Annotated in this window: 7 protein-coding genes; 5 read left to right on the top strand and 2 right to left on the bottom strand. The window is 69.1% G+C overall.

What is annotated here, in order from left to right:
• Window positions 1–1,268: 1,268 nt before the first annotated feature.
• A complete protein-coding gene (locus ACFFIA_RS30600) occupies window positions 1,269–1,697 on the bottom strand; it encodes a RusA family crossover junction endodeoxyribonuclease (protein ID WP_377257450.1) in 429 nt (142 codons plus the stop codon).
• Between the two features lie 359 nt (window positions 1,698–2,056).
• Here ACFFIA_RS30600 and ACFFIA_RS30595 point away from each other — a divergent pair, with 359 nt between their 5' ends.
• From ACFFIA_RS30595 to ACFFIA_RS30580, 4 genes are read left to right on the top strand one after another with little or no spacing between them, the layout of a single operon-like run.
• Window positions 2,057–3,322 carry an ABC transporter substrate-binding protein gene (locus tag ACFFIA_RS30595; RefSeq protein ID WP_377257448.1) on the top strand — a complete coding sequence of 422 codons (1,266 nt, stop codon included), beginning with the start codon at window positions 2,057–2,059 and terminating at the stop codon, window positions 3,320–3,322.
• A gap of 2 nt (window positions 3,323–3,324) precedes the next feature.
• Complete coding sequence (locus ACFFIA_RS30590; RefSeq protein WP_377257458.1) at window positions 3,325–4,287, top strand: carbohydrate ABC transporter permease; 963 nt, start codon at window positions 3,325–3,327, stop codon at window positions 4,285–4,287.
• A complete protein-coding gene (locus ACFFIA_RS30585) occupies window positions 4,287–5,114 on the top strand; it encodes a carbohydrate ABC transporter permease (RefSeq protein ID WP_377257446.1) in 828 nt (275 codons plus the stop codon). Before ACFFIA_RS30590 ends, ACFFIA_RS30585 begins: the two co-directional genes overlap by 1 nt.
• 3 nt (window positions 5,115–5,117) lie before the next feature.
• Window positions 5,118–6,320: an ABC transporter ATP-binding protein gene (locus ACFFIA_RS30580; RefSeq protein ID WP_377257444.1), complete on the top strand. Its 1,203-nt coding sequence runs from the start codon at window positions 5,118–5,120 to the stop codon at window positions 6,318–6,320.
• 381 nt (window positions 6,321–6,701) lie between these two features.
• Here ACFFIA_RS30580 and ACFFIA_RS30575 read toward each other — a convergent pair whose 3' ends face one another.
• A complete protein-coding gene (locus ACFFIA_RS30575; protein WP_377257442.1) occupies window positions 6,702–9,470 on the bottom strand; it encodes an alpha-amylase family glycosyl hydrolase in 2,769 nt (922 codons plus the stop codon).
• Between the two features lie 270 nt (window positions 9,471–9,740).
• On the opposite strand from ACFFIA_RS30575, the gene ACFFIA_RS30570 reads away from it, so the two are divergent.
• Window positions 9,741–11,315, top strand: coding sequence for a Na+/H+ antiporter (locus ACFFIA_RS30570; protein ID WP_377257440.1), 1,575 nt, complete (start codon window positions 9,741–9,743; stop codon window positions 11,313–11,315).
• Window positions 11,316–11,346: the final 31 nt, after the last annotated feature.

Genomic DNA, 11,346 nt, shown 5'->3' with positions numbered 1-11,346 from the left:
CCCCCGGACGCGGCATAGTGGACACACACGCCCACCCTGACCCCGAAAGATCTCTAGGTGCAGGGTTACCGGGCGGCATGGGGAGTGGTCGCCGCGCTCGAGGTCGCCTGCCCCCGGCGGTGGCGTGCCCCGCTCGCCCCCTCGTCCGGTGATCATGGTTTGTGCAGCGACATTTCAGGCAAAACCTGAGGCAGGCACCTTGGTCAATGCTGCTCATCCCATGGTCGACCGGGCGGCCGACGTCGGCTGGCGGGCCTGGTCTGTGGCGGCGGACGGTCCACCGCGCGCCGGTCCCAGCATTGTGGACAGATCCACGAACCCCGACCCCGGAGGTCTCTGGGCCTATGGAGGTTTTCGGAGTCGAGGTGGTCGCGCGGCTGGGCTGGCCTCGGAGCTGCGGTCCTGTGTTGGAGAAGCTGTCGGGTTGGGTGCACCGGTGCGCCCAACCCGAAACGGGACGCCGGATACCGACCTGCGGCGTGGACGCCAGGCCCGGTGGTTGCCGTGCCGAACCCGGCAGGTGTGTGGGCGTTTGTCAGGGACATCGCCTCTTCAAACCGGCCGTAAGGGGGCTACGTCCCCGACAAAGCCCTCTTGCCCGGGCTGACGGGGCCGGGAGGCGGTCCGTCCGTGGCGACCAGTTGACCCCAGAGGGTGAACTTTCGCCACGCACGACCTTGACCTCCAAGACCGGGAGCACCCCCGCCCCCCAAGAAAGGGCACGCGGGCACGCCCTCGATCAACCAGATGCGGCCGGATCAAGAGAGTTTCGGTGTCGGGGTGGAGGGCGTGATCGAGCGTCCGTGGCGGCGCGTGGCGACAAAATCGGGGGACTTGCTGTTACGCCCGTAGCGGGAGGCAGCAAAAGTCAGGGATGTTGTCGGGATCTTGGCGGGAGGGCGCCCAGGATTCCGGGGCTTCAATGCCTACCGTCAGGTAGCGCCCCCGGGGGCCGGCGGCGACACGTGGCGGCAGCGAGCAACCGGGACGTCGTGCCTGCTTTCGGGCTTGCGGTGAGCCGACAAATCGGCAGAATGCGGCGGTCTGTGGTGACCATTGTGGACGGGGCCAAGACCCTGACTCCGAAGCTCTCAAGACGACTTGTGGCGCCAGGCCGGCCGTAACATGGTCACTGCTGCCAAGTTCATGGTCATCGCGTCGGTGGCCTGCCTCACGCGGCGGTCACGCGGTGGTCGGGGCGGCGGAGGGTGAGGCTGCGGGAGCAGCGGTCTGGACCACAACGGACATCGCGGTAGCCCAGATCTTGCTCAGATGGCGGAGACGCGCACCGTGTAGGAGGGCTCGTCCGCCTCTTCCTCGCGGTAGGAGAGCTGGCGGATCTGGCGGTCGTCGACGTACAGCGCGACGTCGACCAGCACGCCCAGGTGGGCCAGGTTGGCCGGGGCGGAGCGCCGCTTGTCCTGCAACACGTCGCCGATGCCGCCGAGGAAGTTGGTCGCGTCGCCGCTGTGGTGGCCGGGCGGCCGCCGCAGCACCACGTCGAGTGCCACCGGCTCGGTGACCGGCGTCCAGCCGGTGCGCTGCGCGGCCGAGCAGGCCGCCTCCAGCAGCGCACGTACCCGCCCCGCCTGCCGGTGCCCGGCCGAGAAGATGGACAACGCCTCGTTTTTCAGCGGTGGGAGCCCGCGTACGTCGAACGCGACCGCGACCGACTGAGCGAGGGACTCATCCGGCATGGGCGCACCTCCAGCCTGCTCACGATCCTGCCCGGTGGACCGTCTACATAGGGCGCGAATGCGGAGAATCGGCGTCGGCGGCGACCCGCGACACGACCGTACCGGCGGAGTTCGCCAGGGGGACAGCGTCCGTTCGTGCACTTTTCGCCATCGACGATTGTGAGCCTGGGCCACATTTGCCCAGATTTTACATATTTAGTCCTTATAGTGAACTCGCCAGGTTTGATCTCCGGGCGGACCGGGGAGAAGGGGCGCACCACGATCACGCGTCGACGCCGACGCGCTCGCGCCACGCGGGGAAGACCCGGGGCGCCGCGACCTCCGGCGCCCGACGGAGGGAGGCGAGGCCGGTGCGGAAGATGAGACTGACAGCGTCGAGGGCCCGGAGGGTGGGCGCGGCCGCCGCCGCGGTGGCCCTGCTCGGCCCGCTCGCGGCGTGTGGTGGCGAGGAGAGCGGGACGCCCACCATCAATCTGTACTACGCGCCCGAACAGAATCTCCAGAAGGTCGTCGACGACTGCAACGCCGAGGCGGCCGGGCGATACCGGATCAGATACCAGGTGCTCCCGCGCGGCGCGGACGACCAGCGCGTGCAGATGGTGCGCCGGCTGGCCGCCGAGGACGACGGCATGGACGTGCTCGGCCTCGACATCACCTGGACCCAGGAGTTCGCCAGTGCCGACTGGATCCTCGAGTGGACCGGTGACGACAAGGCGCGGGCGGAGGAGGGCACGCTCGCCGGGCCGCTGGCGACGGCCGAGTACGAGGGCAAGCTCTTCGCGGCGACGAAGAACACCAACGTGCAACTGCTGTGGTACCGCACCGACCTGGTGCAGCAGCCGCCCCAGACGTGGGACGAGATGATCCAGCAGTCGCTCGACCTCAAGGGGCGCGGCCAGCCGTACCAGATCATCACGATGGGCGCCCAGTACGAGGGACTCGTCGTCCTCTACAACACGATCGTCGCCAGCGCGGGCGGGCACATCCTCAACGAGGATGGCACGGAGGTCGTGTTCGACGAGGGCGCGGTGCGCGGGCTGGAGATCCTGAAGCGGTTCGCCACCGCCGGCGTGACCAGCCCTTCGTTCACCAACGCGATGGAGGACGACGCCCGCCTCCAGTTCCAGAGCGGCGAGGCGGCCTTCCAGCTCAACTGGCCGTTCGTGTACCCGGCCATGCAGGAGGGCGCGCCAGAACTCGCCGAGAAGGTGCGGTGGGCGCGCTATCCGGGCGTCGACGCGGGCACGCCGAGCAAGGTGACCATCGGCGGCTACAACCTCGCGGTGTCGAAGTACTCCAAGCACCCTGAGGAAGCCTTCGACGCGGCGCTGTGCCTGCGCAACGCGGAGCACCAGAAGTTTTCCGCGATCAACGACGGTGTGCCGCCGACCATCGAGAGCATCTACGCCGATCCGGAGATGACGGAGGCGTACCCGATGAAGGAGACCATCCTCGAGGAGCTGCGCGACCCGGCGACCCGGCCGCTGTCGCCGGCGTACCAGAACATCTCGACGGTCATGTCGGCGGCGCTGTCGCCGCCGGGCGCGATCGATCCGGAGCGGACCGCCAAGGAGTTGCGTGAGTCCATAAAGGATGCTCTCGAGTCGAAGGGGGTCCTGCCGTGAGCATGACGCAGGCCAAGCACCGGGCGCCGGAGCCGCGGCCGGAGCCGGAGGCGCAGCCGCTCAGCAAGGCGGAGAAGGCGCGGCTCTCCGAAGGGAAGCGGGCCGAGCGGCGGCTGGGCTGGCTGCTCTGCGCGCCCGCCGCGATCGTGATGGTCGCGGTGACCGCCTACCCGATTCTCTACTCGGTCTGGCTCTCGCTCCAGCGGTACGACCTGAAGTTTCCAGACGAGCGGGAGTTCGTCGGCCTGGCGAACTACGCGACGGTGCTGACCAACGACTACTGGTGGACCGCTTTCGGGGTCACCATGCTGATCACCGTCGTGACGGTCGCGGTCGAGCTGGTACTCGGCATGGGGCTCGCCGTCATCATGCACCGCACACTGGTGGGGCGCGGGCTGGTACGCACGTCGGCGCTGATCCCGTACGGCATCGTGACCGTGGTCGCCGCGTTCTCGTGGCGGTACGCGTGGACGCCCGGCACCGGTTACCTCGCCAACCTCTTCAGCGACAGCGCGCCCCTCACCGAGCGGGCCAGTTCGCTGGCGATCATCATGCTGGCGGAGATCTGGAAGACCACGCCGTTCATGGCGCTGCTGCTGATGGCGGGACTCGCGCTCGTACCCGAGGACCTGCTCAAGGCGGCGTCGATGGACGGCGCGACGGCGTGGCAGCGGTTCACCAAGGTGATGCTGCCGGTGATGAAGCCGGCCATCCTGGTCGCGCTCCTGTTCCGCACGCTCGACGCGTTCCGGGTCTTCGACAACATCTACGTGCTGACGGCGGGCGCCAACGAGACCTCGTCGGTGTCGATGCTCGCCTACAACAACCTCATCAGGGGGCTCAACCTCGGCATCGGCTCCACGATGTCGGTGCTCATCTTCCTGACCGTGGCGGTCATCGCGTTCGTCTTCGTGAAGCTCTTCGGCACCGCCGCACCTGGCGCGAGTGAGGAGGGGAGGCGCTGATGGAGGCACGTGGAGCCAAATGGCGCTGGGGCCTGCTTGACCTGGTCGTGGTGGTCTTCGCGCTCATCCCGGTGCTGTGGATCATGTCGCTGTCGTTCAAGACGACCAACACGCTCACCGACGGCAACTTCATCCCGCGCGAGTGGACGCTCGACAACTACCGGAACATCTTCCAGACCGACCAGTTCGTCCGGGCGCTGATCAACTCGATCGGCATCGCGCTGATCTCCACGGTCATCGCGGTGGTGCTCGGCACGATGGCCGCGTACGCCATCGCCCGCCTGGACTTCCCGGGCAAGCGGCTGCTGGTCGGCGTCTCCCTGCTGATCGCGATGTTTCCCCAGGTGTCGCTCGTCTCGCCGCTCTTCGACATCGAGCGGCGGCTCGGGCTCTTCGACACCTGGCCGGGCCTGATCCTGCCGTACATCACGTTCGCGTTGCCGCTGACCATCTACACGCTCTCCGCGTTCTTCAAACAGATCCCGTGGGACCTGGAGAAGGCGGCCAAGATGGACGGCGCGACCCAGGGCGAGGCGTTTCGCAAGGTGATCGCGCCACTGGCCGCGCCGGGCGTCTTCACCACCGCGATCCTCGCGTTCATCTTCTGCTGGAACGACTTCCTCTTCGCCATCTCGCTCACCTCCACCGAGCGTTCCCGCACGGTGCCGGTGGCGCTGTCGTTCTTCACCGGCGACTCGCAGTTCGAGGACCCGACCGGCTCGATCTCCGCGGCCGCGGTCGTCATCACCATTCCGATCATTCTGTTCGTGCTGTTCTTCCAGCGTCGTATCGTCTCGGGCCTGACGTCCGGCGCGGTTAAGGGGTGACTCATGGCCGAGATCGTGCTGGACAAGGTCGGCAAGCAGTACCCGGACGGCACCGTCGCCGTACGGGACGTGGACCTGGAGATCGCCGACGGTGAGTTCGTCATCCTGGTCGGCCCGTCGGGCTGCGGCAAGTCGACGCTGCTCAACATGATCGCCGGGCTGGAGGACATCTCCAGCGGCGACCTGCGCATCGGCGGCGAGCGGATGAACGAGAAGGCGCCGCGCGACCGGGACATCGCGATGGTGTTCCAGTCGTACGCCCTCTACCCCAACATGACCGTGCGGGAGAACATGGCCTTCCCGCTGCGACTGGCCAAACTGGACAAGGCCACGATCGAGCAGAAGGTCAACGAGGCGGCCAAGGTGCTGGAGCTCACCGAGCTGCTCGACCGCAAGCCCGCCAACCTCTCCGGCGGCCAGCGGCAGCGCGTGGCGATGGGGCGGGCGATCGTGCGCAGCCCCAAGGCGTTCCTCATGGACGAGCCACTGTCCAACCTGGACGCCAAGCTCCGCGTGCAGATGCGTACGGTCGTCTCCCGCCTGCAGAAGCGGCTCGGCACCACCACCGTGTACGTCACGCACGACCAGACCGAGGCGATGACCCTCGGCGACCGCGTGGTGGTGCTGCGGGCCGGCGTCGTGCAGCAGGTCGGCGACCCGCAGACGCTGTACGACCACCCCGCCAACCTCTTCGTCGCCGGCTTCATCGGCTCGCCCGCGATGAACTTTCTCGGCGCCCAGGCCACCGACGGCGCGCTGCGTACGGCCCTCGGCGACGTGCCGGTGGGGGAGCGGCTGCGCGGGATGCTGGACCGGGGTGAGGCGCCGCGCGAGATGATCCTCGGCATCCGCCCCGAGCACTTCGAGGACGCGGCGCTGGTCGACGAGGCGGCCCGGTCCAAGGGCATGGAGTTCGAGGCGCCGGTCGACCTGGTCGAGTCGATGGGCTCGGACAAGTACGTGTACCTGACCGTCGAGGGCGAGCGGGCCAGCTCGGCGGAGCTGGAGGAGCTGGCGGCCGACGCGGGCGCCTCCGACCTGCCGGCCGGCGGTGCCAACCTGGTGACCCGGCTGTCGGCGGAGTCGGGCGTGCGGGAGGGCGGCCCGTACAAGGTGTGGGTCAACCTCGAGAAGATCCACCTCTTCGACCCGTCCGACGGGCGCAACATCACGCTGCACGAGGGGCGCGCGTCCGGCGTTTCGTAGCCAGGCCCGCACCGATCTCGGACCCGCCTTCCCATCAGGTGCGGGACGGGGACGGGGTGGTGGTGGGCGACGGCGTGGGAGGTGTCGCCGGCGGCGGGGTGCCGGTGGTGAGCATCGTCGCTCACGCCGCCGGCGGCCGGATCCTCCGTGAAGTTGAAGAGGCACCAGCCCTGTTTTCCGTCCACGTCGTCGGGCCAGTTGCTCCCGTCGACGTCGAGCAGCAGAGTGGCCCGTTCGCGCGCGTGGTCCCACTCGATCGTCGGCGCGGGAAACGGCCCGTCAGCGGTGTACCCAGACCCAGCCTGGTGAGGAGGGTTTCGGCATCGACGCCGCCGGCCAGCAACTCAGCGGCGAGCGGGTTCGCTGACGGATTTACGTCAGTCAGACCGGTGGTGGGCTGGTGTGGACGGCCGGGTCGCCCTGGATGATCCAGACGTCGGGGCTGTTGATCGGCAGGAACGAGCGGTCGCCACCGGGCTCGCGCGTATCCGGCACCGAGTCGCCCGACGGCAGATGCATGATGAAGTTGACCGGCTGCGTGTCGATGGCGAGCGGGATGTCGTACTCGGCCCAGCCGCCCTCGACACGGTCCCACGGCCACGGGTTGTCCCAGGCGACCTGGCCGAGCACAGCCGGGTCGACCGCGTCGCCCCACATGTGCAGGCCCCAGCCCGTTTCCTGGTCGCCGTAGTCGCCCGCCGGGCGGTAGTAGTGCAGCGTGGCGACCGTCGATTGTGGACCGGCGGCACGGGCCAGGCGTACCGGGCTGGTCGCGGTGGTGCCGTCGGGCTCGCGGACCGTGGCCCGGTACTCGACCGGGGTGTCCGAGGCCAGGTCGGCCGGGAGCGGGTCGAAGACCGTGTAGGCCGGCGAGGTGGCGTCGGCGCCGATCGGGGTCCACGGGCCGCTGGCGACGCGCCGCTCGAACGTGACGGTGTGCGTGGCCCGTTCCGGGTCGACGACCGCGCGGACCTCGACCGTGCCGCGGACCCGGCTCCCCTCGGCCGGTGTCTCGATCGCGACCGCCGGGGCGGGCACGGTCGCCGGGCGCGGCGCGCTGGTGGCGGTGTGCCCACGGTTGTCGCGCACCACGGCCCGGTAGCGCACCGGTGTGCCCGCGCGCAGCCTGCTCACGTCGTGGAACACCTGGTAGGGCGCGTTGTCGTCGGTGCCGATCGCCTGCCACGGCCGGTTGCCGACCTGGGCGTAGAAGGTCGTCTCGTAGAACGACGAGCCGGCGACGCTGGCCGTGATGTGCATCCGCCCGCGGGCGCCCTCGGCCGGGGTCGCGCCGGTGACGGTGACCGGCGGCGCGGCCTTGGCGGCGGGGATGCGGCCGGACTCGGCGTACACGACCGTCGAGAGTGGCGGCACGGTCAGCGTCAGCCGGCCGTCCTGGGCGGTCCGGGCGTGTGCCGGGCCGGTGCCGTACAGGCGGTGGAACGTCCGCTTGCCCGCGTACGTCGGGATGGCCGCCGTCTGCGCCTGCACGCTGTTGTTCAGCGCCACGAGGTATTCGCGCTGGTCGCCCCGGTCGAGCCGGGAGAAGGCGTAGACGCCCGGGCCGTCGGCGGCGTAGCGGTGCTGCTGGGCGCCGTCGCGCAGCGCCGGGTGCGCGCGGGTCAGCGCGGCCAGGGACGAGATGCCTCGGTACAGCGGGTGCGCGGTCACGAAGTTGTCCCGTGCGTGGGTCGCGTCGGTGCCGATCAGGTCGTCGTCGAGGTAGTCGGCCACCTGGCTGGCAAACATCGTCTGCCGCGCGTTCTGGTCGCCGCCCGCGCCGGTGAAGCCCTGCTCGTCGCCGTAGTAGATGACGGGGTTGCCGCGGCTGAAGTACATCAGCTCGTGGGCGAGTCGGTCGCGGGCCAGCCACTCGGCGTCGCCGGCGCCGGGGTTGTCGGCCGTCACGAAGTGGCCGATGCGCCCCATGTCGTGGTTTCCGAGGAAGGTGGGGAGCTGGTACGCGTTGGAATCGGCGTCGGTGTACCAGTCGTCGCCGGCGAAGAACGTCGCGAGCCGCCCCGCCGGCTGGCCGCGCGAGGCGAAGTCGCGCGCCGCCTCCTGAAACGGGAAGTCGAGCACCGCCTGCATCCGGCCGGCGGTGGTGAAGTGCGACGTGAAGCTCTTGGTGGTGTCGAAGACCTCACCGAACATGAAGAACTCGCGCTTGCCCTGCCGCCGCGCGTAGTCGAGCACCTCGGGGCCGAACGCCTGCCAGAACTCGTCGTTGACGTGCTTCATCGTGTCGATGCGGAATCCGTCGACGCCGAACTCGCGAATCCAGGTCTTGTAGATGTCGATCATGCCGGCGACCACGCGGGGGTGCTCGGTGAAGAGGTCGTCGAGGCCGAAGAAGTCGCCATAGTACGAGTTTTCGCCGACGAAGGTCGTGTCGCCGCGGTTGTGGTAGAGCGTGACGTCGTTGAGCCAGGCGGGCACCTTGAGGTCTCGCTCGGCCGGGTCGAGCACCGGCGCGTACGGGAACGAGGTGCGGGCATCCAGCGCCGGGAAGCTGGCCTCGCCGGCGTGGTCGCGGTCGTCGAAGGGCACGCCGGCCGCGGTGCGGTAGGGGGCGACGTCCTTCGACACGTATCCGCGCCGGTCACTGCCCTCGTAGCCGATCACGTCGGCGGTGTGGTTGGTGATGATGTCGAAGTAGACCTTCATGCGCCGGGCGTGCGCGGCGTCGATCAGCGCGCGCAGGTCGGCGTTGGTGCCCAGGTGCGGGTCGATCTGCGTGAAGTCGGTGATCCAGTAGCCGTGGTAGGCCGCCGAGGGACCGTCTTCGAGCTGGACGGCCTTGTTCTTGAAGCTCGGCGTCAGCCAGATCGACGTCGTGCCCAGCCCGCGGATGTAGTCGATCTGGGCGAGCAGCCCCTTGAGATCGCCGCCGTTGTAGAAGCCCTTCTTCGTCGGGTCGAAGCCGGAGACCAGCGGGTCGGAGCCGAGTCCACCCTGGTCATTGCCGGTGTCGCCATTGGCGAAGCGGTCGGCCATGACGAAGTAGAACGACTCGTCGGTCACCGGCGAGCGGAGCGAGTGCAGCGCCGGCAGCCGACCGCCGTGCCGATCGTCCGCCGCGGCGGGCGTGGCCAGCCCGATCGCGGCGAGGACGGCGGAGAAGACCGCGACGACGCGACGGACTGACATGCTGGCCCCCACAATCGACATTGACTGCCGGCATCGACTGCGGTGGACCTTACGCGCTCGCAGCGAGGAATCAACCATTCAGCCCGGCAAATTCGACGGGTTACCAGTTTCGCCCGCCGGCAGTACGACCGTTGCTGGACCGCGGCTGGCCCTGGCGCGCGATTCCGCCGTTCCGCCGCGATCGGCGTATCGGGCGTATCAGGATATGGCTGCTGCGCACATGTGCTCCGCGACGGTGTTGCGGCGGTGACCGGGTGACGGGAGCGCGACGTGGAAGGGCTTTTGCTGATCGCGGTGCTCGGCGTCACCGTGGTGGTCGGCACCATTGTCGGCGGTCGCTACCGCGTCGCGCCGCCGGTCCTGCTGATCTCACTGGGCGCGCTGATCGGGCTGCTGCCACCGTTCGACCACATATCGCTTCCGCCCGATGTGGTGCTGGTGCTCTTCCTGCCCGCCATCCTGTACCGCGAGAGCCTGGTGATCAGCCTGCGCGAGATCCGGGACAACTTCGCGGCCATTACCCTGCTCGCGTTGTTGCTCGTGTTGATATCGACGGTCGCGGTGTCGTACACCGCCCAGGCCCTGGGAGTCGCGCCGGCGGCGGCCTGGGCGCTCGGCGCGGTGCTCGGCCCCACCGACGCGGCGGCGGTCGCCGGCCTGGCCAAGCGGATGCCCCGCGGCATCCTCACCACGTTGCGGGCCGAGAGCCTGGTCAACGACGGCACCGCGCTGGTGGTGTTCGCCGTCGCCGTCGGGGTGATCGCCGGCGGCAGGGTGCCAGGGCCGCTCGCACTGCTCGGTGAGTTCGTCGGCTCGGCCACGGTCGGGATCGCGGCGGGTCTGCTGGTCGGCGTGTTGATCATCAAGATCCGTCGCCGCGTCGACGACTCGATGATCGAGGGCGGTTTGAGCATCCTCACCCCGGTGGTGGCGTTCCTGCTGGCGGAGCTGGTGCACGGCAGTGGTGTCCTGGCTGTGGTGGTGGCCGGTCTGCTGATCTCCTACGTGGCACCGCAGGTGATCCGAGCTCGCTCCCGGATTGTCGCGCTGTCGTTCTGGGACCTGTTCACCTTCATGCTCAACGGCGGCCTGTTCGTCCTGCTGGGCATGCAGGTACCTCGATCGCTGAGGGGGATCACCAGCCACAGCCCCATGGCGTCTTTGGGGATCGCGATCGCGATTGTCGCGGTGGTGGTGCTCACCCGAATGGTCTGGCTGCATCTGGCGGTCGGCGGTTTGCAGGCGATCGACCGGCGCGCGTCCCGCCGCGCACGCCGTTTCGACTGGCGGACCCGGACTGTCGCCGGCTGGGCCGGCTTCCGCGGTGCGGTCTCACTCGCCGCCGCCCTGGCCGTGCCCGTCACCACCCACGCCGGCGTCCCGGTCCCGGAGCGGGATCTCATCATATTCGTCACGGTCGTCGTCATCGTCCTGATGATGTTGATCCAGGGCATCACCCTGCCCGCGGTCGCCAACTGGGCGGGCCTGACCGGCGACCGCGAGATCGAGGACGAGGTGCGGCAGGCCCAGATCCGCGCCACCGAGGCCGCGCTGCGCGCCCTCCCCCAGGTGGCATCCGACGTCGGCGCGCCGCCGGATGCCGTCAGCCGTCTCAGTGCCGAGTACCAAGACCACCTCGACGACATCCGGACCACGCGCGACGAGGACACGACCCAGCAGGAGGAGATGGTCAGCCAGCTCCGCCTTGGCCTGCTCGGGGCCAAACGCGCGGAGATCACCCGGCTCCGCAACGCCAAAGAGATCGACGACACTGTCCTGTGGCAGGTGCAGTCGGCCCTCGACGTGGAGGAGGTCCGGCTACTCGGTCTCAGGGCCGAGGAATGACCGCGGCCGCACCCTCCGCGGCACCGAGAGG

The sequence above is a fragment of the Phytohabitans kaempferiae genome (assembly GCF_042433955.1).
GTDB lineage: Bacteria > Actinomycetota > Actinomycetes > Mycobacteriales > Micromonosporaceae > Phytohabitans > Phytohabitans kaempferiae.
This window is presented reverse-complemented; position numbering and strand designations above follow the sequence as displayed.

Coding starts and splice junctions, on each gene's coding strand:
- ACFFIA_RS30600 (WP_377257450.1), bottom strand. CDS start 1,697: ATGCCGGATGAGTCCCTCGCTCAGTCGGTCGCGGTCGCGTTCGACGTA.
- ACFFIA_RS30595 (WP_377257448.1), top strand. CDS start 2,057: ATGAGACTGACAGCGTCGAGGGCCCGGAGGGTGGGCGCGGCCGCCGCC.
- ACFFIA_RS30590 (WP_377257458.1), top strand. CDS start 3,325: ATGACGCAGGCCAAGCACCGGGCGCCGGAGCCGCGGCCGGAGCCGGAG.
- ACFFIA_RS30585 (WP_377257446.1), top strand. CDS start 4,287: ATGGAGGCACGTGGAGCCAAATGGCGCTGGGGCCTGCTTGACCTGGTC.
- ACFFIA_RS30580 (WP_377257444.1), top strand. CDS start 5,118: ATGGCCGAGATCGTGCTGGACAAGGTCGGCAAGCAGTACCCGGACGGC.
- ACFFIA_RS30575 (WP_377257442.1), bottom strand. CDS start 9,470: ATGTCAGTCCGTCGCGTCGTCGCGGTCTTCTCCGCCGTCCTCGCCGCG.